Source organism: Paracoccus sp. N5 (genome assembly GCF_000371965.1).
Classification (GTDB): domain Bacteria; phylum Pseudomonadota; class Alphaproteobacteria; order Rhodobacterales; family Rhodobacteraceae; genus Paracoccus.
Window position 1 is genome coordinate 62,368 of sequence record NZ_AQUO01000003.1, and the last position, 23,380, is coordinate 85,747.

The 23,380-nt window shown below is 69.3% G+C and carries 20 protein-coding genes; 9 read left to right on the forward strand and 11 right to left on the reverse strand.

Features of this window, described 5'->3' with window-relative positions:
- Positions 1 to 31: 31 nt before the first annotated feature.
- From PARN5_RS0119670 to PARN5_RS0119700, 7 genes are all read right to left on the reverse strand, one after another.
- Positions 32 to 2,092, reverse strand: a complete 2,061-nt coding sequence (locus PARN5_RS0119670) for an exonuclease domain-containing protein (protein ID WP_018001485.1) — start codon at positions 2,090 to 2,092, stop codon at positions 32 to 34.
- Entirely contained in the window at positions 2,089 to 2,454 is a 366-nt protein-coding gene (locus PARN5_RS0119675; RefSeq protein WP_026155593.1) for a response regulator, read from the reverse strand. The genes PARN5_RS0119670 and PARN5_RS0119675 overlap by 4 nt, the downstream gene beginning before the upstream one ends.
- A complete protein-coding gene (locus PARN5_RS0119680; RefSeq protein ID WP_018001487.1) occupies positions 2,426 to 5,131 on the reverse strand; it encodes a sensor histidine kinase in 2,706 nt (901 codons plus the stop codon). The genes PARN5_RS0119675 and PARN5_RS0119680 overlap by 29 nt, the downstream gene beginning before the upstream one ends.
- The gene (locus tag PARN5_RS0119685; protein WP_018001488.1) at positions 5,128 to 5,334 is read right to left on the reverse strand and encodes a hypothetical protein; all 207 of its coding nucleotides are present in this window, start codon (positions 5,332 to 5,334) and stop codon (positions 5,128 to 5,130) included. The genes PARN5_RS0119680 and PARN5_RS0119685 overlap by 4 nt, the downstream gene beginning before the upstream one ends.
- Entirely contained in the window at positions 5,331 to 6,782 is a 1,452-nt protein-coding gene (locus PARN5_RS0119690; RefSeq protein ID WP_232419506.1) for a putative nucleotidyltransferase substrate binding domain-containing protein, read from the reverse strand. Before PARN5_RS0119690 ends, PARN5_RS0119685 begins: the two co-directional genes overlap by 4 nt.
- Before the next feature lie 122 nt (positions 6,783 to 6,904).
- The gene (locus PARN5_RS0119695) at positions 6,905 to 7,156 is read right to left on the reverse strand and encodes a hypothetical protein (RefSeq protein ID WP_157404106.1); all 252 of its coding nucleotides are present in this window, start codon (positions 7,154 to 7,156) and stop codon (positions 6,905 to 6,907) included.
- Between the two features lie 9 nt (positions 7,157 to 7,165).
- Positions 7,166 to 8,707: a S8 family serine peptidase gene (locus PARN5_RS0119700; protein WP_018001491.1), complete on the reverse strand. Its 1,542-nt coding sequence runs from the start codon at positions 8,705 to 8,707 to the stop codon at positions 7,166 to 7,168.
- Positions 8,708 to 8,938: 231 nt separating this feature from the next.
- Between PARN5_RS0119700 and minC the strand changes: the two genes are divergently transcribed.
- The 3 genes from minC to minE are packed head-to-tail and all read left to right on the forward strand — an operon-like array spanning position 8,939 to position 10,791.
- Complete coding sequence (minC, locus tag PARN5_RS0119705) at positions 8,939 to 9,685, forward strand: septum site-determining protein MinC (protein ID WP_018001492.1); 747 nt, start codon at positions 8,939 to 8,941, stop codon at positions 9,683 to 9,685.
- A 22-nt stretch (positions 9,686 to 9,707) separates the two neighbouring features.
- Entirely contained in the window at positions 9,708 to 10,529 is an 822-nt protein-coding gene (gene minD / locus PARN5_RS0119710; RefSeq protein WP_018001493.1) for a septum site-determining protein MinD, read from the forward strand.
- A gap of 1 nt (position 10,530) precedes the next feature.
- A complete protein-coding gene (minE, locus tag PARN5_RS0119715; RefSeq protein ID WP_018001494.1) occupies positions 10,531 to 10,791 on the forward strand; it encodes a cell division topological specificity factor MinE in 261 nt (86 codons plus the stop codon).
- Positions 10,792 to 11,142: 351 nt separating this feature from the next.
- On the opposite strand, the gene PARN5_RS0119720 is transcribed toward minE, so the two are convergent.
- The gene (locus PARN5_RS0119720; RefSeq protein ID WP_018001495.1) at positions 11,143 to 11,769 is read right to left on the reverse strand and encodes a dimethylsulfonioproprionate lyase family protein; all 627 of its coding nucleotides are present in this window, start codon (positions 11,767 to 11,769) and stop codon (positions 11,143 to 11,145) included.
- Between the two features lie 27 nt (positions 11,770 to 11,796).
- Entirely contained in the window at positions 11,797 to 13,833 is a 2,037-nt protein-coding gene (gene hpbA / locus PARN5_RS0119725; protein ID WP_018001496.1) for an N-methyl-L-proline N-demethylase HpbA, read from the reverse strand.
- A 148-nt stretch (positions 13,834 to 13,981) separates the two neighbouring features.
- Here hpbA and PARN5_RS0119730 point away from each other — a divergent pair, with 148 nt between their 5' ends.
- From PARN5_RS0119730 to PARN5_RS0119750, 5 genes are all read left to right on the forward strand, one after another.
- The gene (locus PARN5_RS0119730; protein ID WP_018001497.1) at positions 13,982 to 14,605 is read left to right on the forward strand and encodes a TetR/AcrR family transcriptional regulator; all 624 of its coding nucleotides are present in this window, start codon (positions 13,982 to 13,984) and stop codon (positions 14,603 to 14,605) included.
- Positions 14,606 to 14,881: 276 nt separating this feature from the next.
- Entirely contained in the window at positions 14,882 to 15,670 is a 789-nt protein-coding gene (locus PARN5_RS0119735) for a pyrroline-5-carboxylate reductase dimerization domain-containing protein (protein ID WP_018001498.1), read from the forward strand.
- A 78-nt stretch (positions 15,671 to 15,748) separates the two neighbouring features.
- Positions 15,749 to 16,747: an ABC transporter substrate-binding protein gene (locus PARN5_RS0119740; protein ID WP_018001499.1), complete on the forward strand. Its 999-nt coding sequence runs from the start codon at positions 15,749 to 15,751 to the stop codon at positions 16,745 to 16,747.
- Between the two features lie 68 nt (positions 16,748 to 16,815).
- On the forward strand, positions 16,816 to 17,703 hold the full coding sequence (locus tag PARN5_RS0119745) for a proline/glycine betaine ABC transporter permease (RefSeq protein ID WP_018001500.1): 888 nt from the start codon (positions 16,816 to 16,818) through the stop codon (positions 17,701 to 17,703).
- The gene (locus PARN5_RS0119750; RefSeq protein ID WP_018001501.1) at positions 17,696 to 18,718 is read left to right on the forward strand and encodes a glycine betaine/L-proline ABC transporter ATP-binding protein; all 1,023 of its coding nucleotides are present in this window, start codon (positions 17,696 to 17,698) and stop codon (positions 18,716 to 18,718) included. The genes PARN5_RS0119745 and PARN5_RS0119750 overlap by 8 nt, the downstream gene beginning before the upstream one ends.
- Before the next feature lie 20 nt (positions 18,719 to 18,738).
- Here PARN5_RS0119750 and PARN5_RS0119755 read toward each other — a convergent pair whose 3' ends face one another.
- Positions 18,739 to 19,158 carry a GFA family protein gene (locus PARN5_RS0119755; protein ID WP_198289636.1) on the reverse strand — a complete coding sequence of 140 codons (420 nt, stop codon included), beginning with the start codon at positions 19,156 to 19,158 and terminating at the stop codon, positions 18,739 to 18,741.
- Between the two features lie 82 nt (positions 19,159 to 19,240).
- Positions 19,241 to 22,639, reverse strand: coding sequence for a bifunctional proline dehydrogenase/L-glutamate gamma-semialdehyde dehydrogenase PutA (putA, locus tag PARN5_RS0119760; protein ID WP_018001503.1), 3,399 nt, complete (start codon positions 22,637 to 22,639; stop codon positions 19,241 to 19,243).
- 111 nt (positions 22,640 to 22,750) lie between these two features.
- Between putA and PARN5_RS0119765 the strand changes: the two genes are divergently transcribed.
- The gene (locus tag PARN5_RS0119765; RefSeq protein ID WP_018001504.1) at positions 22,751 to 23,215 is read left to right on the forward strand and encodes an Lrp/AsnC ligand binding domain-containing protein; all 465 of its coding nucleotides are present in this window, start codon (positions 22,751 to 22,753) and stop codon (positions 23,213 to 23,215) included.
- The last annotated feature ends 165 nt before the right edge of the window (positions 23,216 to 23,380 follow it).

A 23,380-nucleotide genomic window follows, 5' to 3' on the forward strand; every position in this document is an offset into this window, starting at 1 on the left:
GGGGTCCGGGGCAGCGCCCCGGCGCCAACGGCTAATACCGCAGCCGCGCGTAATAGGATGTCTCGGCCGCCGCCCGCGCCTGGCCCAGCGTGACGATGCCGCGCGCCTTCAGCAGCGGCAGCAACGCCAGGAACACCTGCGCCGTGGCCAGCGCATCGCCGGCGGCATTGTGGCGCCCGGCGATCGCCACCCCCAGCCGCGCGGCGATGGCCTCCAGCGATTGCGAGGGCTCGTGCGGCTGGGCGATGCTGGCCAGCAGCAGCGTGTCCAGCACCGGCTGGTCGAAGCGCAGCCCGGTCGTCGCCTCTTTCAATTGCAGGAAACGCATGTCGAAGGCGACGTTGTGGCCGACCAGCACCGTGCCCGCCGCATAGGCATGAAAGGCCGGCAGCACCTCGGCGATGCGGGGCTGGCCCCGCACCATCTCGGGGCGGATGCCGTGATAGGGGATCCCGGCCTCGGGGATCGAGCGGCCGGGGTCGACCAGCTGGTCGAAACCCTCGCCATGCAGGATCTTGCCGTTCAGCACCCGGACCGCGCCGATCTGGATGATCTCGTCGCCGCCGGCGGGGTCGAGCCCGGTCGTCTCGGTGTCGAAGACCGTATAGGCCAGCTGCTCCAGTCGGCGGTCGTCCAGCGCGTGATCCGCCGCGTCGGCGCCGAACAGGTCGAAATCATAGAATTCGGGCCGCGGATCGGCTGCCGCCTCGGGCCGGCCCTGGGCCAGCGGCAGAAGGAACCGAAAGAACGACCGCCCCGCGGCGCGGTCGTGTTCCAGCCACAGCTCGCCGCCATGGCGCTCGGCCACGGCGCGGGCCGACGTGCGGATCGCGGCGAAACGCTCGGCCGGCGCGGCGTCCTGCGGCCAGGTCAAATCCAGATGCGCCCAGCCCGGCGTCGCCGCCTCGGCCAGCCGCAGCCCCGGTGCCACCCCTTCGGGCAACGGCGCCGCCAGATCGCCCAGGGCCCGCACCAGGGCGAAACTGTCGACGCGCAGCCACAGGTCGGGGGCCGGCTCCTCGACCTCGGGCGCACACCCGCTGCCGGCACGCAGATGCCCGGCCGCCGCCGCCAGCAGGTCGGCGCCCAGCATGTCCTGCAAGGGCCAGCGCGCCAGCACATCCGCGCCGCCCTGGGTCAGCTCGGCCAGGCGTGCCGCCATGGCCTGCACCTCGTCGCGGACCACCTGCTGGAAACTGTCGCGCTCGGCCGGTTGCAGGTCGGGATAGTCCAGCATGTCCAGCGCGGTCTGCATATTCGCCAGCGAGGCGCGGCTGGCTTCGGTCAGCGCATTCAACCGCTGGTCGCGGCGCGCCTGTGCCGCCTGTTCCTCGGTGATGTCGTCCAGAAGCAGCACATAGCCGGTCAACGCGCCCTCGGCCCGCACCGGCGCCCAGAGCACCTGCAACAGATGCCCCGCCCCGGTGGTGGTGACGAAGCGCGCCGCCCCCGCCGGCTCGCCGCGCGCCAGCTGGCGCTCGACCGTCTCGCGCGCGTGCTCGATCAGCGGGCGGTCGATCACGGCATGGATCGAGCGGCCGAGCCCGATCAGGTCCGCCCCGCCGGCGATCTGCGGCGCGTCGGACAGCCGCTGGAACAGCGCCCGGGCGCGTTCGTTATACAGCAGGATGCGGCCGTCCAGCGTGCAGACCACGACGCTCTGCTGCAATTCCGCCATCAGCGCGCCCAGCTGGTCGCGTTCCTGCGCGACCTTGCGGCTGGCCTCGGCGACCAGCCGCTCCATGTCGGCTTGCAAGTCGCGGCTGCGGCCCGCCAGCCGGTTCACCGCCTGCGCCAAGGGCGCCGGATCGTCCAGCAGCGGCGCGGCCGGGTTCTCGGCCAGGTTCGCCGCCGCATCGGCCAGCCGGCGCGGCGCCCGCACCAGCCGGTCGTGCAGGGACAGCGCCAACCACCCGGCCCCGGCCGCGCCAAGCGCCAGCCAGCCCAGCAGCAGCGCGCCCTGCCCCGCCAGCGCCTGCACCAGCGCCTCGGGCCGCGCCGCGCGCCAGATCAGCAACCCCGCGCCGGACCATGCCGCCAGCGCCAGCCCCGGCGCCAGCGCGGCCAGCAGGCGGCCCCGCTCCAGCCTCATGCCAGCATCTCGCGGATCTTCACGATCAATTCGCGGGTCGAGAACGGCTTGGTGACATAGGCATCCGCCCCCGCGCCGATGCCGCGGGCGATGTCGGTTTCGCGTCCCTTGGCGGTCAGCATCAGGATCGGGGTGGCTGCGACCTCGGGGTCGGCCCGCACCGCCTCGCAGACCTCGAAGCCGGTCATGCCCGGCATGGCGCCGTCGAGCAGCACCAGCGCCGGGCGCTCGGCCCGGATCGCCGCCAGCGCCTGCACCCCGTCGGGGACGGTCAGCACCTCATAGCCCTCGCGTTTCAGCATGAAGGACAGGGTCAGGACGATGTTCGGCTCGTCATCCGCGATCAATACCCGTGTCACCATCCACCCCCTCCCGATGGCGAAGCGGCAGGCTGAAGGCGAAACAGGCGCCCCGGCCCGGCTCCGACTCCAGCCACATCCTCCCGCCCAGATTATCCACGATCTGCTTGCTGATAGGAAGCCCGAGCCCCGTCCCCGGCGGCCGCGTCGCCGCATCGCCCGCCTGGCGGAACTTCTCGAACACCGCCGCCTGGTCGGCCAGGGGCACGCCCGGGCCGTTGTCGGCGACCCGCACCTCCAGCGCCTCGCCCGTCTGCCGCAGCGAGACGCGGACCCGGCCCCCGGGCGAGGGCGCGAATTTCGCCGCGTTCGACAGCAGGTTGACTATGACCTGCACCAGTCGGTCGGCATCGCCCATGACCGGCGGCACCGCGGGCAGGTCCAGCTCCACGGCCACCTCGCGGTCGCGGAACAGGCCCATGCTGCTTTGCACCGCGCCGCGGATCAGCGCCGCCATGTCGACCGGCGCGCTGTGCCATTCGGCCATGCCGGCCTCGATCTTGGCCAGGTCCAGCACCTGGTTGACCAGCCGGCTGAGCCTTTCGCTCTCGGTCAGGATGATGGCCATGAACGCCTGCCGCTGCGCCTCGTCGATGTCGGGCGTGTCGATCAGCAGCTCGGCCAGGCCGCGGATCGTGGTCAGCGGCGTGCGCAGCTCATGCGTGACCGAGGACATGAAATCATCCTTGAGCTGGTCGAGGCTCAGCAGCTTTTCATTGGCGGCGCGCAGCTCCTCGGTCGCGAGTTCCAGCGCCCGGGCATGGCTGCGCACCTGCGAGGCCTCGTCGAGGATTTCCAGCACGTCGGCCGTGCCCAGCGGTTCCTCTTGCGCGACCGAGGCGACCATGACGCGGGCCGAGGCGGTGCCGATGGCGCCGGCGATCTGGCGTTCAACTCGGTCCACCAGCCTTGCGTCGGGGGTCAGCGCGCCGGTCTCGCGTTCGTGGTCGGCAAACAGCGCCTCGGCCCGGGCCGGGCCCAGGAAGCGGGTGGCGAGGGCGCGCAGGTCCTGGGTCCGCGCCCGGCCGCGCCAGAATACCGGCCCGTCCGCGCCGCGCCGGAACACGTCGACGAAAAGCACCGCCTGGCTTGCCTCGCGCACCGAGGGGCGGCTGGCCAGCGACACGCCCACGTAAAGCCCGACATTGACCAGGAGGCTCCAGAACAGCGCATGGGTCAGCTCGTCGAAGCCGGTCAGGCCGAACAGGCTGTGCGGCGCGAGGAACGCGAGCCCCGGCGGCCCGTCCAGGAACCCCGCCGGGATCCAGCCCGATTTCGCGACCGAGGGCAGCATCAGCGTCCAGGCCCAGACCAGCGTGCCGCCGATCAGCCCGGCGAAGGCGCCGGCGCGGGTGCCGCCCTGCCAATACATCCCGCCCAAGAGCGCCGGGGCGAATTGCGCCACGGCGGCAAAGCTGATGAGGCCGATCGAGACCAGCGCATAGGCCTCGCCTGCGATGCGGAAATACAGGTATCCCAGCAGCACGACCGCCAGGATGGCGGCGCGGCGGATGTTCAGAAGCAGCCGGGTCAGGTCCCGCCCCGCGCCCAGCCGGCCCCGGCGCAACAGCGCGGGCATGACCAGATCGTTGCAGACCATGGTCGAGATGGCCACGGTCTCGACCACGATCATGCCGGTCGCGGCCGAGAGCCCGCCGATATAGACGAAGAGCGCGAGCCAGGGCGCGCCTTGGGCCAGCGGCAGGGTCATGACATAGCTTTCCGCCCCTGCCCCGCCGTCGCCAAGGCTCAGCATCCCGCCGATGGCGATGGGCAGCACGAACAGGTTGATCGCCAGCAGATAGGCGGGAAACAGCCACGAGGCGCGCAGGATCTGCCGCTCGTTGCCGCATTCCACGACCATCATCTGGAACTGGCGCGGCAGCAGCAGCACCGACAGCGCCGACAGAAGCGTCAGCGCGAACCATTGCGCCCCGGCAAAGCCGGTGAAGCCCGGCCCGCCCAGGGATAGCAGCGCGCCGATCTGCGGATGCTCGCGGGCGCGGGCCCAGATGTCGCCCATGCCGTCGAACAGCCCCCAGGTCACGAAGACCCCGACCGCCAGGAAGGCCACCAGCTTCACCGCCGATTCGAAGGCGATGGCGGCGACCATGCCCTCGTGCCGCTCGGACAGGTCCAGGTGGCGAGTGCCGAAGACCACGGCGAAGCCCGCCAGCGACAGCGCCATGTAAAGCGTGCCGTCGCGCCACCACGGCGCGCCTTGGGTGCCGGCATGGCCGGTAAGCACGTCATAGCCGACCGAGACCGCCTTCAGCTGCAAGGCGATATAGGGCAGGATGCCGACGACCGTGATCAGCGTCACCAGCGCAGCAAGGCCCGGGCTCTTGCCATAGCGGCTGGCGATGAAATCGGCGATCGAGGTGATGCGATAGCTTTGCGCGATGCGCACCATCTTGCGCAGCACCAGCCAGGCCAGCGCCATGGCCAGCATCGGGCCCAGATAGATCGGCAGGAACCAGACCCCGGCCGTGGCCGCGCGGCCGACGCTGCCGAAATAGGTCCAGGCCGAGCAATAGACCCCCCAGGACAGCGCATAGACCAGCCCGTTGCCGACCAGCGACCGGCCCTGCCCGGCCCGCCGGTCGCCCCAGGCCGCGACCGCGACCAGCAGCAGCAGGTAGCCGAAGGATGCGGCCAGCACGGTGCCCGGCGCGATCATTCGCCGCCATCCCGGCCCGAGACCAGCGCCAGAAGCCCGACCAGCAGCGCCCAGATCGCGAAAAGCGCCACCGGCAGCAGCGGCAGGCCCAAGACCGTCACCGGCTTGTCGAAGATCAGCAGCAGCGGAAAGTTCAGCGCCAGCACCCCCGCGCCGCACAGCGCCACCAGCAGCCGGGCGGGCGGGCCGTCGCGCCGGTTCACAGCGCGTCCAGCCGATAGTGCTGCGCGAGCCAAGCCTTGAAATCGCGCACGATGTTCAGCGAATCGCGCAGCGCCTGGCGGTCCAGCGTGCCCAGGCCCGCCGGGCGGATGGTGTTGTCGGGTGCCCGCCCCGCCGCGATCTGGCCCAGGTTCGAGGCGAGCTTCAGCCCCATCATGCAATGCAGCGCATCGGTCAGGTCGCGCGCCAGCCCGGCATCGATGCGGCCCGCCTCGGCCAGTTGCCGCAGCCGCTCGGCCGTGGGCTGCGCGCTCAGGCCATATTCCAGCGCCAGCGCCCGGACCCCGTGCACGACCGGGAAGATGCCCAGCTTCTTCAGGTCGATCTCGGCCGCCTCGGGGCCGCGCAGGCCCGGCAGGCGCCGCCACCAGCCACCCTGGGCGGTGCCGCCGAACTGCTGGATCGCCGCGGCGAAGCGGGCATGGAAGCTGTCGCCGCCGGTCAGGATGCGGCGCAGTCGCGCGCGCAGTTGCGCCAGCAGCTCGGCGTCCCCCGCCACCACCGCCGCGTCGAGAAAGATCGCCAGGTTCATCGCCCCCTCGGGGTCGCTGCCTTGCACCCAGTCGTAAAGCGCGGCGCCGAAGCCCTGGACGCCTTGGCGCCACAAGGGCCGGCTCAGCATGATGCCGCCGGGACAGGGCGGATAGCCGAAGCCGATCAGCGCCTCGGTGAAGCTTTCGGTGATGCGCTCGAGCCCCGGGAAATCGAAGCCGTCGCGCAGGATCAGCGCATTGTCCTGGTCGGTGCGGATGATCTGTTCGGACCGGCCCTCGCTGCCCATGACGATCAGGCAGGAATTGGCGCGCAACTCCTCGGGGGCGAGCAATTCCCACAGCCGGCGAAAGATCTGCCGGTTCAGCCCGCCGACCAGCGCCGCGATGATCTCGATGCGCACGCCGTCGCCATGCAGGACGCGGATCAGCCCCTCGACCTGGCCCGCGGCATGGGCGAGGTCGGGGATGGCCCCGGCCCGGGCCACCTCGGCCGCGATCAGGTGCGAATGGCTGGCAAGGAAACCCATCAGCTCGAGCTGGCTCAGGATGCCGATCACCTCGTTGCCGTCGCGCACCAGCAGGCGGTGGATGCGGTGGCGCAGCATCAACAGCATGGCGTCGTAAAGCGGGTCGCCCGCCTGCACCGACCAGGGGTCGAAATGCGTGAACGCGCCCACCGTCAGCGCCGAGGGCGGCCGGTCGCCGGCCAGCGCCGCCACCAGGTCGGTCGCGGTAAAGATCCCCAGCCGGTCGCCGTCGCGGACCAGCGCATCGGCGATGCCGCGCGCGGCCATCTCGCGGCACAGCGTGACCAGGTCGGTGCCGGCATCGGCGAAATGCGGCTTGCGCAGCGCGGCGTCGCGCACCCGCGCCGTCATCAGCGAGACCATCTCCCGCTGGGCGCGCATTCCCGCCTTGGTCTCGGCACTCGTCACGACACACTCCCCCGGCGCCGGCGCGGATCGGGCAGGGACGGCACCGGCCGGCCGATGTTAGGCGGCAGGCGGGGCTTGCCGCAAGTCTTTTGACCGTGGGGATTTTTCCGGCGCCGCGCCGGTCAGCGCATCGCCTTCCAGGGCGGGTTCAGCCGGAACACCTTTTCGCGTGACAGCTTCCAATGCGCCAGCGGCCCGGTGCAGCGTTCCACCTCGCGCCGCGGGCCGGTGATGCGAATCGTGCCGGGAATCACCTCCTCGGCCGGAAGCGGTCTCAACTGGTCCAGAACCTCGGCCGTTTCCTCGCGCGAGGGGTCGCGGTCGTCGGAATAGACCAGCACGAAACATTCGTTGCGCTTGTTTTCCATAGCCATCGCCAAAACCTATTCGATCAGTCCAGCGCCTTCATATTCCTTGCCGAATCCGATCGGCCGGGCATGTTCGTTCGCCATCCGGATGATGTCGTCCGAGCGTTGCTGGTTGCGCTCGGCCGACAGCAGCCCGGGGGTCCGGGACAGCAACCGCGCGATCAGGCCAGCCACCGCCGGGCAGGCCATCGAGGTGCCGTCCATCACCCCTTTCGACGTGTCGTCGACCCAAGATATAATACCAACGCCCGGCCCGATAAAGTCCACCTCGGGGCCGATATTGCTGAAAGATGCAAAGAAACGCTCGCCCACGGGCGCCGGATCCCGGGCGACATTGCGCGCGGTGATTGCACCCTCGGGCCAGGCGTCCAGCACGCCGCCGGCCGAAACACCCAGCACCGCCGCCGAGCGCGCCGGATAGGACACCGGCGCCATGCCGTCATTGCCGGTCGCCGCGATGCAGACCACGCCAAGCGCGCGCGCACGCCGCACCTCGCGCGAGATCGAGATCGGCTCTGAGGACTGGCCCAGGCTCATGTTGATGATGTCGCAGCCGTCCTCGACCGCCTGGCGGATGGCGCGGGCGATGGCGAATTCGCTGGCGCCGCCGTCGCCCTTTTCGAAGACGCGATAGGCGTGCAGCGCCACCTTGGGCGCGACGCGGGCGATGATGCCGGCGACATGGGTGCCGTGGCCGGTGCCATTGCCGAACCACTCGTCCGCCGGCTCGGTGCCGGTGGTGTTTAGCCCCTTGACCAGGTTCAGCCCCGGCGCCGGATCGACCCCGGTGTCGATGACGGCGACCTTGACGTCCTGGCCGTCGCCCTTGCCCGCCGGCGCCACCATCCGGGCCAGCGCATCGGAAAAGTCCTCGGCGATGGGCGGCACCGGCAGCTCGACCTCGGTCACGCCCTGGGGCGCCACCTCGACATCCTGCACCCCGCCCGGCCAATAGCCGGCCAGCGGCGCGCAGATGATCGCGTCGATGCGGGTCTGCCCGGCCGGCAGCGCGGTGCGGAACCAGCCCTGCGCATCGGTGCGCACGTCCGAGATGCCGAAGCCGCGGCGCCGGTTCAGCACCACCACGACCTGCGCCCCGGCGATGGGCTTGCCGCTGGCGGCATCGACGCAGCGCAGCGCCAGTTCCTTTTCCGAGCGGAAGGCGGTGGGCTTGGCCTGCTGGCGGATGATGTTCACCTGGCCGAAGCGCAGCGGGTAAAGCCTCAGCTCGGGCCGGATGCGCAGCCCGGGATAGGCACGTTGCAGCACGAAGGCCTGTTCGGGCGTCATGCGGACCAGCGAGGCCTCGTCCTCGCCGATGGAATCGATCAGCCGGATGCGGCCCGCCTCGGTGTCGAGGATGCGCAGCGGCGGCCGGGTCGGAGGCGCGTCGCCCGCCTCGGCCCCCTGCGGGGCGCTGCTGGCGATGCTGGCGCCCCGGGCCCCGAACAGCCGCTGGTGCATGCTGCGAAACAGCCGGAAGCTCGCGGTTTCCATGCCTTCGTTGAAGACGTTGTCCTCGGGGACGATGACATATTTCCGGGTCTTGCCTGACATGGCGGCGATTCCTTCCTGCCGGTTTCCGATCAGGTGACGGCAGAAGCGGCCCCGATGGCAAGGGGGGACGGTTTCCCGCCCATGCACCCGGTCTGGCCGGCATGTCTCTGCCGAAATCGCGCGGCGCAGCAGTTGCGCATGGACGCAGCCGCCGCGACGTATTAGGAAGGCAGCCCTAAGCGCGCCGGACAAGCGCGCAGCCAGAATCGACCATAGCCCGAGCAGAACAGAATGCACCCCGGCAAGAGCGCGACGCGCAAAGTCGCGACCCTGAAGCCTATCCAGATCCGCGGCCGCTTCTTCACGGCCGTGGCGCTGCATCTGTCGGGCCGCCCCGACGCCGGTTTCTTCGACGCGCTGGACGCGCGGCTGGCGCAGGTGCCGCTGTTCTTCGACAATGCGCCCCTGGTCATCGACCTGGAACAGGCCGAGGGGCTGGAAAGCGTCGACGAGATCCTGCGCCTGACCGACGACCTGCGGGCGCGCAACCTGTCGGTCTTCGGCATCCAGAGCGGCACGGCGGCGCAGGCCGCGGCAGCCCGGGCGGCGGGGCTGATCTCGCTGGCCGGCGGGCGCGACGTGCCCCTGGACCGCGTCAGCCGCCAGGGCAGCCGCGCCGAGGCGCCGGCCCCGGTGCGCGAGGCGCCGCAGCCCAGCAAGATGGTGACGCAGCCGGTGCGCTCGGGGCAGATGATCTTCGCCGACCGCGGCGACCTGGTGATCGTCGGCTCGGTCAGCTCGGGCGCCGAGGTCATCGCCAGCGGCAATATCCACATCTACGGCCGGCTGCGCGGCCGGGCGCTGGCCGGCGTGAACGGCGACACCTCGGCCCGCATCTTCTGCCACGCGCTCGATGCCGAGCTCCTGGCCATCGCCGGCCTCTACCGCACCAGCGAGAATCTGGGCCCCGACACCCCCCGCGACAATGTGCAGGTCTGGCTGGACGGCGAGAAGCTGCGCATCGAATCGCTGAAATGACCCTGATCGAAAGGAAACGCTCGTGAGCAAGGTTATCGTTGTCACCTCGGGCAAGGGCGGCGTCGGCAAGACGACCTCCTCGGCCGCCATCGCCGCGGGCCTCGCGTCGCGCGGTCACAAGACGGTCGTGATCGACTTCGACGTGGGCCTGCGCAACCTCGACATGATCATGGGCTGCGAACGCCGCGTGGTCTTCGACTTCATCAACGTGATCCAGGGCGACGCCAAGCTGAAGCAGGCGCTGATCAAGGACCGCCGGCTGGAGAACCTCTATGTCCTGCCGACCTCGCAGACCCGCGACAAGGACGCGCTGACGACCGAGGGCGTCAAGGCGGTGCTGGACGAGCTGCGCGAGGAATTCGACTATATCGTCTGCGACAGCCCGGCCGGCATCGAGCGCGGCGCGCATCTGGCGATGTATTACGCCGACGAGGCGGTGGTGGTGACCAACCCCGAAGTGTCCTCGGTGCGCGACAGCGACCGGGTGCTGGGGCTGCTGAACTCCAAGACCTTCCTGGCGGAAAAGGGCGACGGCAGCACGGTCAAGGCGCAGCTGCTGCTGACCCGCTTCGACCCGGCCCGCTCGGCCAATGGCGAGATGATGAGCGTGCAGGACGTGCTGGAAATCCTCGCCATCCCGCTTCTGGGCATCATCCCGGAAAGCACTTCGGTGCTGAAGGCCTCGAACGAGGGCACGCCGGTGTCGCTGGACGAGAAATCGCCGGCGGGCAAGGCCTATCTGGACGCGGTCGGTCGGCTGGTCGGCGAACAGATCGAGATGCGGGCGACCCCCGGCGAACAGCGGCGCGGCTTCTTCCAGCGGCTGCTGGGGCGGACGGCCTGAGATGTTCGGTTTCAATTTCCGCCAGCGCAAGCCCAGCTCGGCGCAGACCGCCAAGGAGCGGCTGCAGATCCTGCTCGCGCATGAACGCACCAGCAACTCCGGCCCCGACTTCCTGCCGCTGCTGCAGCGCGACATCCTCGAGGCGGTGCGCCGCCACATGGATGTCGACGGCGATGCGGTCGACATCAAGCTGGAACGCAGCGACGACCTGTCGAGCCTGGAAATCAACATCGAGATGCCCGGCACCCGCAAGGCCTCCTGACCGGCCGCCTTCTTTCTTGGCGAAATATCCTGGGGGGAGCGTTTCGCGCACCCCGTCGAGGGGTGCACGAAACGCGGGGGGCAAAGCCCCCCGGGCCCCGCGCGCAAGCCGAGCCGGACCAGGATCCCCCGCACATCGCGGCCGGCAAGCCCGCGGCGCGCAGGGCCGGACCGTCACCGACGCCCAAGCGGTGATGGCAAGGCTGGCCGAGCTACAGCGCCCATGCCGTCATCGACCAGCGGGTCGAATGCCGGGGCCCGGCCGTCGCTCGATGCGCAGGGCCGGCGGCGGCGCTGAACCTGACTGCCACCTTTAAGACTGCCGAGCCGGTCGCGCGCGACCGGCCGCGGTTCAGGGCGCTGCAAGCCGCGGCTTGCGCGAGGCCGCCTCGCGTTCCGGCCGCAGCGCCCAGAGCGCCAGCAGCGGCTCCTCCCCGGCTTGCATGGCGTGCAGGATGTTCGGCGGATTGTAGAAGCTGCCGCCGAGGCCGGGCTGGAACCAGTCGCCGCCCGCCTGCCAGAACTGGCCGGGCGAGAGCACCAGATAGGTTTCCTCGGGCGCGTGCTGGTGGTCGGGATAGCGGATGCCCGGCGCCAGCAGGCTGAGCCCGATCCACAGGTCGCGGCGTTCCTCGATCCCGCCCGGCCCCAGCAGCATGGCATTGGCATGGCCGCCCTCGAAGCCGGGGCCGGCGGTGGCATGGCCGCCGCGCCGGCGCCAGCAGAGCCGCGGCGCCAAGGCCCGCAACGCCGCCAGCAGCGCTGCCAGATCGGGCGCCTGGGCCGGGCGGTCCAGCGCCCGCGCCAGCACCTGCTCGACCACCGGCAGGCGGGCCGGGGCGGCGCCGGGCGCGGCAGGCGTGGCCGCGGCCCTGGCGATCCAGGCCAGCGAGGCCCGCGATTGCGCACCGACTGCCCGCGCCTGCATGGCGGGCAAGGCGATGTCCAGGAAATCCTGCAATTCCTGCGGTCGTTCCATTCCGTGCCCTTTCCGTTTCCTGGCCGATTACAGATCCTTGACCAGCCGCAAGGCGTCGTAGATCGCGGCATGGGTATTGCGCGCCGCCACCGCATCGCCGATGCGGAACAGCCGGAACTTGCCCTCGGGGTTCTTGCGCACCTCTTGCAAGCCGCCGGTGGTCAGCGCCTCGTAATCCACCTCGCCCAGGTTCGAGGATTGCGGCTTGAGGTCGAAATACAACTCGTCCAGCGGCCGGGTGCCATGGTTCACCACCACCTGATCGACCAGCCGGTCGCGGGTGACGCCGCCGTAATCGCTGCCCAGCGTGGCGCGCAGCCGATTGCCCTCGCGCGCGACCGATTGCAGCCGCCAAGTGACGGTGAAGGTGGTGTCGCGCTTTTGCAGGCTGCGCATATAGGGCACCAGGTTCATCGCCATGACCTCGGGCGAGAAGCTGCGGTCCGGGGTCACGATCTCGACCTTCGCCCCGGTCGCGGCGATCAGGTCGGCGGCCTGCAGCGCGGCATGATCGCCCGCATCGTCATAGACCAGCACGTTATGGCCCGGCTTCACGTCGCCCGACAGGATGTCCCAGGCCGAGCAGACCAGCTCGTTGCCGGCCTCCAGAACCTCGGTATGCGGCAACCCGCCGGTGGCGATGACAACCTCGTCGGGCCGGGTCGCGAGCACGTCATCCGCCGCGGCGAAGGTGTTGAAGTTGAAGGTGACGCCGTGCTTTTCGCACATGGCCTGGCGCCAGGCGATGATCGAGATCATCTCGCGCCGGCGCTCTTGCAGCGCGGTCAGGCGGATCTGACCGCCGGGCCGGTCGGCGGCCTCGAAGACCGTGACCGCGTGGCCGCGCTCGGCGGCGACGCGGGCGGCTTCCATGCCCCCCGGACCGGCGCCGACGATGGTGATGCGCTTCTTCACCGCCGCCGGCGGGATGGTCTGCGGCATGGTTTCTTCGCGACCCGTCGCCGCGTTGTGCAGGCAGAAGGCCAGCCCGCCCTGATAGATGCGGTCGAGGCAATAGTTCGCGCCGACGCAGGGGCGGATGTCGTCCTCGCGGCCCTCGACGACCTTGCGCACCAGATGCGGGTCGGCCATGTGGGCGCGCGTCATGCCGACCATGTCGACCAGCCCGGCGGCGATGGCGTGGCGCGCCGTCGGCACGTCGGGGATCTTGGCGGCGTGGAAGGTCGGGAAATTCGTGGCCTTGCGGATTTGGCCGGCAAAATCCAGGTGCGGCGCGTTCCTCATGCCCTGCACCGGGATCACGTCGGTCAGCCCGGCGTCGGTATCGATATGGCCGCGCACCACGTTCAGGAAATCGACCAGCCCGCTGTCCTTGAGCTTTTGCGAGATGGCGATGCCCTCGTCGGCGCCAAAGCCGCCGGGCAGGCATTCGTCGCCGGTATAGCGCACGCCCAGCAGGAAATCCTCGCCGCAGCGTTCGCGGATGCCCTTCAGGATGTCGAAGGTGAAGCGCAGTCGGTTGTCCAGGCTGCCGCCATAGGGGCCGTCCAGGTCATTGGTCAGCGGCGACCAGAACTGGTCCATCAGGTGGCCATAGGCCTGCAGTTCCAGCCCGTCCAGACCCGCGGCCTGCATCCGCTCGGCCGCATCGACATAGTCGCCGATGATGCGGGCGATGTCCCAGTCCTCGAGCTTCTTCGGAAAGGAGCGGTGCGCCGCCTCGCGTTCGTGGCTGGGCGAGACGACGGGCAGCCAGTCCGCCTTGTCCCAGCGAGTGCGCCGGCCCAGGTGGGTCAGCTGGATCATTACCGCGCAGCCGTGATCGTGGCATTCGTCGGCGAGCTGCCTCATCCAGCCGACGACCTCGTCCTTCCAGGCCAGGATATTGTTGAACACCGGCGGGCTGTCGCGCGAGACCGAGGCCGAGCCCGCCGTCATGGTCAGCGCCACCCCGGCCTTCGCCCGCTCGACGTGATAGGCGCGATAGCGGTCCTTGGGCATGCCGTCCTCGGGATAGGCCGGTTCGTGGCTGGTGATCATGATCCGGTTGCGAAGCGTCAGGTGCTTCAGCTGGAACGGCTGCAAGAGGGGATCGTTCGACATGGCTCTGCCTGCTCTGGGTGGAGTGTGCTGCGTCCGAGAAGATCCGAAAATGTTCACTTGTGTCAATTAAAAAATCATCTGTGAACCTGACGCGGCGCAAATTGCACATTTACCTTGCTCGGTTGTCGCGCGCGTCCTAAGCAGTGTCATGGATCAGGCGAACGCATCCGAAACGGGCTGGCGAGGGTCGCGCGAGGGCTGGCTCGAGGCCGGCTATCAGGCGCTGATCGAAAGCGGCATCGACGCGGTCAAGATCCTGCCGCTGGCCAAGCGGCTGAACCTGTCGCGCACCAGCTTCTACTGGTTCTTCGAGGATCGCGAGGCGCTGCTTTCGGCGCTGCTCGACGGCTGGGAGCTGCGCACGACCCGGCCGCTGATCGATTCGACCACGCAATATGCCGAGACCCGGGCCGAGGCGATGCTGAACGTGCTGACCTGCTTCCTGGCGCCGGGCGTCTTCGATTCGCGGCTGGAATTCGCGGTGCGCAGCTGGTCGCTGCAGGACCAGAACGTGGCGGCGCGGATCAAGGCCGCCGACCAGGCCCGGCTCGAGGCGCTGACGCAGATGCTGGCGAAATGGGGCATTGCCCCGGACGAGGCCGACATCCGCGCCCGCACCATCTATCTGGTGCAGATCGGCTATATCTCGATGCAGGCGGACGAGGACATCGAGACCCGGCTGGCCCGCATCCCCACCTATGTCAAGATCTACGCCGACGAACTGCCCGAGCCGCGCGAAATGGCGCGTTTCAACGCCCGCTTCCGCCGCTGACAGCCGGCCCGGGCGCCGTGCATGGCGCAAAATTACAAGAAAAGGTCGCAAATCATCCCTGTCGCGGGTAGTTTTGCGGCATCCTTGCATCAGGGCCGGGCCGAAAATGCGGTTTGGCGAAAGCATGTGCAGGATCGTCACGATTCCGTTCTTGCATGACCATGAAAGGGTCTATGGTGAACTCTGTCAAGACAATCATGAACATTTTCTTGCCAGGTGCGGCGCCAGTCTGCTAGCCAAGTCAGGCAAGCTGGCAGAGATCGGGGAATCGACGACATGCGTGTGGGGATCATCGGCGCGACGGGATGGTTGGGATCGGCCCTTGGGCAGCACCTGCTGTCTGGCCGGGTGATCCCGGCCCAGGCGCTGGTGCTGCTCAATCGCAGCGGTCCGCGCGCCGACTACCACGGCCACCACCCGCATTGGGCCGCCGATGCCGCCGAGCTGGTGGCGCTGGCGGATGTCATCGTGGTTTCCGTCCGCCCCGAGGACTGGCCGGGCCTTGCGCTGCAGGCGCCGGGCAAGCTGGTCCTGTCCTTCATGGCCGGGGTCGGCGCCGATCTGCTGGCGGGTTCGGGCGGGCGGATCGTGCGCGCCATGCCCAATGCCGCCGCCGAAAGCGGCCGTTCCTATTCGCCCTTCTGGGCCGCGCCGGGCGTCACGCCCGAGGATCGCGAGGCCGTGCGCCGCATCCTGGGCGCCATCGGCACCACCGACGAATTGCCGGCCGAGGCGCAGATCGACCTGATGACCGCCCTGCCCGGCTCGGGCGCCGCCTATCCGGCGCTGATGGCCATGGCCATGGCGGATTTCATGGCCGGCCATGGCGTGCCGGAAGCCATTGCCTGGCGCGCGGTCGAGGCCGCGGTCTGCGGCGGCGCCGCCATGCTGGCGGGCCGGCCGCAACGGGCGGTCGAACTGGTCGCGGCCTATCGCGACTATCGCGGCACCACCGCCGCCGGGATCGAGGCCGCCGAGGCCGCCGGTTTCCCGCAGGCGGTCGCGCGCGCGCTTGAAGCAGCCACGGAAAAGGCGCGCCACCTGGTCGCGGCTTCTCCGACCTAGCCCATAGCCAGAGCCCGGCGCGCCAGGCGGCAGCGTCGCGGGGATCCTCAGCCAAGCCGCCACAGGGAGAAAAAAACAATGAAAAAACTTGCATTCGCCATCGCCGCCGCCATCCCGGCGGCGGGTTTCTCGACCATGGCGCAGGCCGATTGCGGCTCGTTCACCATCGCCAGCATGAACTGGCAAAGCGCCGAGGTTCTGGCCAGCCTCGACCAGTTCATCCTGAACAACGGCTATGGTTGCAGCGTCGACATCACCACCAGCGACACCGTGCCGGCCATCACCTCGCTGGTCGAGAAGGGCCAGCCCGAGGTGGTGCCGGAGGCCTGGGTTGACCTGGTGCCGGAAGTCGTGGCCGGCGGGCTGAAGGACGGCAAGATCGTCGAGATGGCGCGCTCGCTGTCGGATGGCGGCCAGCAGGGCTGGTATATCCCGCGCTACATGCTGGACGAACATCCGAACCTGAACAAGATCGAAGAGATCCTCGCCCATCCCGAGCTGTTCCCGGCGCCCGAGGATCCGTCGAAGGGCGCGATCTACAACGGCCCGCAGGGCTGGGGCGGCACCATCATCACGACGCAGCTCGCCAAGGCCTTCGACGTCGAGGGCAAGGGCTTCACCCTGGTCGACACCGGCTCGGCGGCGGGCTTGGACGGCTCGATGGCCAAGGCATACGAGCAGAAGGCGCCGTGGCTGGGCTTCTACTGGTCGCCGACCTCGATGCTGGGCAAATACGACATGGTGGCGGTCGATTTCGGCGTGCCGAACGACATGGAGGAATGGAAGCGCTGCACCTCGGTCGCGGAATGCACCGACCCGAAGCCCAATGCCTTCCCGCGCGACAACGTCTTCACCCTGGTCTCGAAGGATTTTGCCGACAAGACCGACGCCGGCGTGCTGGACTATTTCAAGAAGCGCAGCTGGACCAATGACACCGTGAACCAGCTGATGGCGTGGATGACCGACAACCAGGCCACGGGCGAGGATGGCGCGCGCCAGTTCCTCAAGGACCACCCCGAGATGTGGACCGAATGGGTCAGCCCGGAAGCGGCCGAAAAGATCAAGGCGGCGCTCTGAGCCCGCCTGCGGGGCCGTCCCGGCGGTCCCGCCCTTTCTTCGTCCTAGCCCCCCATCGAAAGGTCGCCATGGCTTGGTTCAACGAGTTTCCCCAGCTGAATGACGGTTTCCTCCGTGACCTGAAGAAGGTCATCGACGATGGCTTCCGCGCTTTCACGCGCGCCTACGGCGACGCCATCGAGAGCGTTTTCGAGCCGCTGCGCCTGTTCCTGATCTGGTCCGAGAACCTGCTGACCAACACCCCCTGGCCGATCATCCTGGCCGTGGTCGCTGCCATCGCCTGGTTCGCCAGCCGCAGCGTCAAGATCGTCATCGCCAGCATCGTGACGCTGTGCCTGATCGGCATCTTCGGCATGTGGGCCGACACGATGAAGACCATCTCGATGATCCTGACCTCGACGCTGCTGGCCATCGCGGTCGGGCTGCCGATCGGCATCCTGATGTCGCGCTCGGACCGGGTGCAGGCCTTCGTGAATCCGGTCCTCGACGTGATGCAGACCATGCCCAGCTTCGTCTACCTGATCCCGGTGGTCATGCTTCTGGGCATCGGCAAGGTGCCGGGGCTGATCGCGGTGGTGATCTATGCCATCCCGCCGATGATCCGGCTGACCAACCTTGGCATCCGCCAGGTCGACGGCGAGGTGCTGGAGGCCGCCGACGCCTTCGGCTCCTCGAAATGGCAGCGCCTGGTCAAGGCCGAGCTGCCGCTGGCGCTGCCCACCATCATGGCGGGCATCAACCAGACCATCATGATGGCGCTGGCCATGGTCGTCATCGCCTCGATGATCGGCGTGCAGGGCCTGGGCCAGCCGGTGCTGAAGGCGATCTCGAACCAGTATTTCACGCTCGGGCTGTTCAACGGCCTGGCCATCGTCGGCATCGCCATCCTGTTCGACCGCATCAGCCAGGCCTGGGGCCACCGGTTGCAGAAACATCGCGGAGGCGGCCATGTCTGAACCCATCGGCATCGAGATCAAGAGCCTGTTCAAGATCTTCGGCCCGCGCGGCGCCACATTCATCGACGCGGTCAACCGCGGCATGACCAAGCAGGAGCTGAACGAGAAGCACCGCCATGTGCTGGGCCTGCGCGACATCAACATCAGCATACCCGCAGGGGCGATCCAAGTGGTGATGGGGCTGTCCGGCTCGGGCAAGTCGACCCTGATCCGCCACATCAACCGGCTGATCGACCCGACCGCGGGCCAGATCCTGATCGAGGGTCAGGACGTGGTGAAGATGTTCCCGGACGAGCTGCGCGCCTTTCGCCGCCACAAGACGGCCATGGTGTTCCAGAAATTCGCGCTGCTGCCGCATCGCACCGTGCTGGACAACGTGGGCTACGGGCTCGAGGTGCAGGGCGTCGATTCCGCGGCCCGCAACAAGGTCTCGATGCGCTGGATCGAGCGGGTCGGGCTGAAGGGCTTCGAGGCGAAATATCCCGCGCAGCTGTCGGGCGGCATGCAGCAGCGGGTGGGGCTGGCGCGCGCGCTGGCCAATGACGCGCCGATCCTGCTGATGGACGAGGCCTATTCGGCGCTGGACCCCCTGATCCGCTATGACATGCAGACGGTGCTGCTGGACCTGCAAAAGGAGGTGCGCAAGACCATCGTCTTCATCACCCACGACCTGGACGAGGCGCTGCGCATCGGCGACCGCATCGCGCTGCTGCGCGACGGCTCGGTCATCCAGCAGGGCAGCGGCCAGGACATCGTGCTGCACCCGGCCGACGATTACGTGACGAATTTCGTCCAGCACGTCGACCGCGGCAAGGTGGTCCAGGTCGGCTCGGTGATGGAGCCGCTGAACGGGACCACGCCCGAGGCGGCGATCCGCGCCGACGTGACCCTGACCGAGGCGCTGCGCGACATGATGGGGCGCGGCGTGCAGGCGCTGGGGGTCGAGGACGCCCAGGGCCGCCCGGTCGGGCAGCTGACGCTGAAACGCGCGATCTCGGTCTCGGCCGGCGCCTGAGCCGCCGCCATGGCGGGACGCTATTCCCTGTCGCGGCAGGGAATGGCGCCCAACCGCTCCAGCCAGGGCAGCCTGGATCGGCCCCAGATCTGGGATCGCGGCACCAGCTGCGCGCGCTGGTCGATGGTGCCGGCGCGGATGCCGACGATCTGCGCGGCCTCGCCCTCGCCCGTGGTATAGATCGGCGAGCCGCAGTCACCGCAGAAATACTGGAACCGCCTGGCGCCGCTGTCGCCGTGCTTGAGATAGCAGCGCGGCGCCGTCCCGGTCAGGGTGAAATCCTGCGCCCGGGCCCGAACCGTCAGCCGAAAGGCCGAGCCGGTCAGCCGCTGGCAATCGGTGCAATGGCAGATCGACACCGCCTCGGGGTCGATCACGGCGCGATAGCCGACCGCGCCGCAATGGCACCGGCCGGTGATCTCCATGCGGGGTCTGTCCATGCGTTCCGCCCTTTCTCTGCCTGCCGTCGAGCCTAGCCCGGCTGGCCGGCGAGCGGCAGCGGAAAACCGGCCGCCCGCCGTTTCAGCCGGCGAGCAGCGCCGCGTTGCCGCCCGCCGCGGTGGTATCGACGCAGAGGTGGCGCTCATGCGCGACATGGGCGAGGTCGGGCATCGCCGCGATCAGCTGCACGATCTCGCCCTCGCGCGCCGCCAGCGCCTCGGCATAGGCGCGGCCGCGCGCGGCATCGCCCCACCACAGCACTGCCGAGATGCCCTGAAGCCCGGTCAGCGCCGCAGCCGGCAATGCGCCGTCGATGGCGACGGCATTGCCGCCCAGCCGCTCGACCGCGGTGACCTGCGCCGCCACCGCCGCCCGGCCCGGACCCAGGCACAGCACCGGCGCGCGGCTGTGGGCCGAAAGGCGGTTCAGCTCTCCGGTCGGGCCCGGCATCAGCCGCTCTTCGATGCGGCGCGGCGTGGCCGAGGCCAGCGCGGCGCGCAGGCGGGATTCGTCCGCCGGCCCCTTCCATTCCATGCCGATGGCGGCCGGCGGCTGCGGCGCGAAGAAGCGCGGCACATAGCGCGGCCCGCCGGCCTTGGGCCCGGTGCCCGACAGCCCCTCGCCGCCAAAGGGCTGGCTGCCGACCACGGCGCCGATCTGGTTGCGGTTGACGTAGATATTGCCGACGTGGATCGCGTCCGACACCTCTTGCACGCGGCTGTCGATGCGGGTGTGCAACCCGAAGGTCAGGCCGAAGCCGCGGGCGTTGATGTCGGCGATGACCTTGGGCAACTCGTCGCCCTTGAAGGTCGCGACATGCAGCACCGGACCGAAGACCTCGCGTTCCAGATCGACGATGCCGCGCACCCGGATCAGCGTCGGGGCGACGAAGAAGCCGCGCTCCGGCGCCGCCAGCCGGTGCAGCACCCGGTCCTGCCGCGCGGCGACATAGTCGAGGATGCCGCGCTGCGCCGCCGGGTCGATCACCGGGCCGACGTCGCTCGCCAGATCCCAAGGGTCGCCCACGACCAGCTCGTCCATGGCGCCCTTGATCATCTCGATCAGATGCGGCGCGATGTCCTCTTGCACGTAAAGGCAGCGCAGCGCCGAGCAGCGCTGGCCGGCGCTGCGGAAGGCGCCGTTGACGATGTCGCGCACCGCCTGTTCGGGCAGCGCGGTGGAATCGACCACCATGGCGTTCAGCCCGCCGGTTTCGGCCACCAGCGGCGTGCCGGGGGCGAGGTTCGCCGCCATGCTGCGCGCGATAGTCTGCGCCGTCGCGGTCGAGCCGGTGAAGACCAGCCCCGCCATGCGCGGGTCCGCGCTCAGCACCGCACCGACCACGCGGCCGGCGCCGGGCAGCAGTTGCAGCGCCGCCGCCGGCACGCCGGCCTCGTGCAGCAGCTGGACGCCCAGCATGGCGATGACCGGCGTCGCCTCGGCGGGCTTGGCGATGACGGCATTGCCGGCCATCAGCGCCGCCGCGATCTGGCCGGTAAAGATCGCCAGCGGAAAGTTCCACGGGCTGATCGCGCCGATGATGCCGCGCGGGCCCTGCGGGCTCGCCTCGCCCTCGGCGGCGTAATAGCGCAGGAAATCCACGGCCTCGCGCAGCTCGGCCACGGCATCGGCCAGCGACTTGCCGGCCTCGCGCGCCAGCACGCCCAGGATCGGACCGGCGTGTTCCTCGTAAAGATCGGCGGCGCGGCGCAGGACCGCGGCACGCTCGGAGGCCGGCGCCGCCCAGGTCCGGGCGTCGTCGATGGCCCGTGTCGCGGTCTCGGCATCGGCCATCAGCACCTGGGCGATGGCCTCGCCCGTCGCGGGGTTCAGCACCTCCGCCAGCTGCCCCGAGGCTTCGCGGACCGTCAGCGGGCGCGCATCCGGGATGGCGGTGTCGCGGGCGGCAAAGATCCCCGCCAGCACCGTTTCGTCCGACAGATCGAAACCCTGCGAGTTCGGCCGTTCGTCGCCGTAAAGCGCGGCGGGCGCCAGCAGGCCGCGCGGCGGGCGCGCCTCGGCCAGCGCGTCGAAGGGGTCGCGGGCGACCTCCTCGGGCGAGATCGATTCGTCGACGATCTGGTTCACGAAGCTGCTGTTCGCGCCGTTCTCCAGCAGGCGGCGCACCAGATAGGCCAGAAGGTCGCGATGCGCGCCGACCGGAGCATAGATCCGGCAGCGGCCGTTATAGTCGCGCAGCACGATGTCGTGCAGCCGCTCGCCCATGCCATGCAGGCGCTGGAACTCGAAGCGGATGTCGCCCGCCATCTCCAGGATCGCGGCGACGGTCTGGGCGTTATGGGTGGCGAATTGCGGATAGATCCGGTCGGCATAGCCGATCAGCTTGCGGGCATTGGCGATATAGCTGACGTCGGTCGCGACCTTGCTGGTGAACAGCGGAAAGCCCGGCAGGCCCTCGACCTGGGCGCGCTTGATCTCGCTGTCCCAATAGGCGCCCTTGACCAGCCGCACCATGATGCGGCGGTCCAGCCGCACGGCCAGCGCATGCAGCCAGTCGATCACCTGCCCGGCGCGCTTGCCATAGGCCTGCACCACCACGCCGAAACCGTCCCAGCCGGCCAGCGAGGGGTCCGACAGCACCGCCTCGATCACCTTCAGCGACAGGACCAGCCGGTCCTGTTCCTCGGCGTCGATGTTCATGCCCATGCCGCCGGCCTTGGCCTGCTGCGCCAGCCGCAGCACCACCGGCACCAGTTCGGCCATGACGCGCGCTTCCTGCGCCACCTCATAGCGCGGATGCAGCGCCGAGAGCTTGATCGAGATGCCGGGATTGGCCTCGACCGAGCCCTTGTCGCAGGCCTTCGCGATCGAGGCGATGGCATCGGCATAGGCGCGGTCATAGCGCGCGGCGTCAAGCGCGGTCATCGCCGCCTCGCCCAGCATGTCATAGCTGTAGGTGAAGCCCTGCGCCTCGCGCTTGCGGGCGCGGACCAGCGCATCGTCGATGGTCTGGCCCAGCACGAACTGCCGCCCCATCTCCTTCATGGCGCGGCCGACGGCCGAGCGGATCACCGGCTCGCCCAGCCGGCGCACCATGCGGCGCAGCGTGCCGGCCTGATCGTCGTCCAGCACCTTGCCGGTCAGCATCAGCGCCCAGGTCGAGGCGTTGACCAGCGACGAGGTCGCCTCGCCCAAGTGCCTGCCCCAGTCCGAGGGCGCGATCTTGTCCTCGATCAGCGCGTCGATGGTCTGACGGTCGGGGACGCGCAGCATGGCTTCGGCCAGGCACATCAGCGCCACGCCCTCGCGCGTCGACAGCCCGTATTCGGCCAGGAAATGCTCCATCATCGAGGGCCTGGCCTCGGCCCGGATGCGGCGCACCAGATCGGCGGCGCGGGCGGTGATGGCGGCGCGCTGGCCGGCGTCCAGCCCCGCCTGCGCGACCAGCCCCTCGAGCAGCGCGGATTCGTCCGCGAATTTGGCTTGGCGGGAAAACACCTGGGGGCTGACAGAGGACATGCCGATCTCCTTTGATCCGATGCGCGTGGTTTACCACAAGGATGCTGGTCGATGCGTCCGAAGTCATGCTATCTGCTAGGCGAAGAGAACATTCTTGGGGCGGATTTCAGGATGGATCATGCACTGGATGCCGTGGATCGCAAGATCCTGGCCGAATTGACGCAGAACGCGCGCATTCCGGTGGCGGAACTGGCGCGCAAGGTCGGCCTGTCGAAGACGCCCGTCGCGTTGCGCATCCGGCATCTCGAGGAGATCGGCCTGATCACCGGCTACCGCGCCATCCTGTCGCCGATGAAGCTGGGCCTGACCAACGTCACCTATCTGGAAGTGCGGATGAACGACACGCGCGAGGCGGCGCTGCAGCAGTTCAACACCGCCGCCCGCGCCATCCCCGAGGTCGAGGAATGCTACATGATCGCCGGCGGCTTCGACTATCTGCTGAAGATCCGCTCGCGCGACATGGGCCATTTCCGCCGGATCCTCGCGGAAAAGATCTCGACCCTGCCGCATGTGAACAGCACCTCCAGCCATGTCTCGATGGAGGCGGTGGTCGAGCAGAACTTCCACCTCAGCTGACGCCCCGGCCTGCGGCTTTCCGTTTCTGAAATACCCCGCCGCCCGTGCCACAGGCGGTGCGGCGGCCGAAGCGTGGCCGCGAAACCGCGCCGCCGCGAAAACCGCCGGGCTGGTTAACGGCCCGGCCGGCGCCGCGACAGCATCGGCGCGGAACGGCGTTCCAGA

What these genes read in the sequence shown, in the direction of transcription:
- PARN5_RS0119670 (WP_018001485.1), bottom strand. Translation starts at nt 2,092, where the DNA reads ATGAGGCTGGAGCGGGGCCGCCTGCTGGCCGCGCTGGCGCCGGGGCTG.
- PARN5_RS0119675 (WP_026155593.1), bottom strand. Translation starts at nt 2,454, where the DNA reads ATGGTGACACGGGTATTGATCGCGGATGACGAGCCGAACATCGTCCTG.
- PARN5_RS0119680 (WP_018001487.1), bottom strand. Translation starts at nt 5,131, where the DNA reads ATGATCGCGCCGGGCACCGTGCTGGCCGCATCCTTCGGCTACCTGCTG.
- PARN5_RS0119695 (WP_157404106.1), bottom strand. Translation starts at nt 7,156, where the DNA reads ATGGCTATGGAAAACAAGCGCAACGAATGTTTCGTGCTGGTCTATTCC.
- PARN5_RS0119700 (WP_018001491.1), bottom strand. Translation starts at nt 8,707, where the DNA reads ATGTCAGGCAAGACCCGGAAATATGTCATCGTCCCCGAGGACAACGTC.
- minC (WP_018001492.1), top strand. Translation starts at nt 8,939, where the DNA reads ATGCACCCCGGCAAGAGCGCGACGCGCAAAGTCGCGACCCTGAAGCCT.
- minE (WP_018001494.1), top strand. Translation starts at nt 10,531, where the DNA reads ATGTTCGGTTTCAATTTCCGCCAGCGCAAGCCCAGCTCGGCGCAGACC.
- PARN5_RS0119720 (WP_018001495.1), bottom strand. Translation starts at nt 11,769, where the DNA reads ATGGAACGACCGCAGGAATTGCAGGATTTCCTGGACATCGCCTTGCCC.
- hpbA (WP_018001496.1), bottom strand. Translation starts at nt 13,833, where the DNA reads ATGTCGAACGATCCCCTCTTGCAGCCGTTCCAGCTGAAGCACCTGACG.
- PARN5_RS0119730 (WP_018001497.1), top strand. Translation starts at nt 13,982, where the DNA reads ATGGATCAGGCGAACGCATCCGAAACGGGCTGGCGAGGGTCGCGCGAG.
- PARN5_RS0119735 (WP_018001498.1), top strand. Translation starts at nt 14,882, where the DNA reads ATGCGTGTGGGGATCATCGGCGCGACGGGATGGTTGGGATCGGCCCTT.
- PARN5_RS0119740 (WP_018001499.1), top strand. Translation starts at nt 15,749, where the DNA reads ATGAAAAAACTTGCATTCGCCATCGCCGCCGCCATCCCGGCGGCGGGT.
- PARN5_RS0119745 (WP_018001500.1), top strand. Translation starts at nt 16,816, where the DNA reads ATGGCTTGGTTCAACGAGTTTCCCCAGCTGAATGACGGTTTCCTCCGT.
- PARN5_RS0119750 (WP_018001501.1), top strand. Translation starts at nt 17,696, where the DNA reads ATGTCTGAACCCATCGGCATCGAGATCAAGAGCCTGTTCAAGATCTTC.
- PARN5_RS0119755 (WP_198289636.1), bottom strand. Translation starts at nt 19,158, where the DNA reads ATGGACAGACCCCGCATGGAGATCACCGGCCGGTGCCATTGCGGCGCG.
- putA (WP_018001503.1), bottom strand. Translation starts at nt 22,639, where the DNA reads ATGTCCTCTGTCAGCCCCCAGGTGTTTTCCCGCCAAGCCAAATTCGCG.
- PARN5_RS0119765 (WP_018001504.1), top strand. Translation starts at nt 22,751, where the DNA reads ATGGATCATGCACTGGATGCCGTGGATCGCAAGATCCTGGCCGAATTG.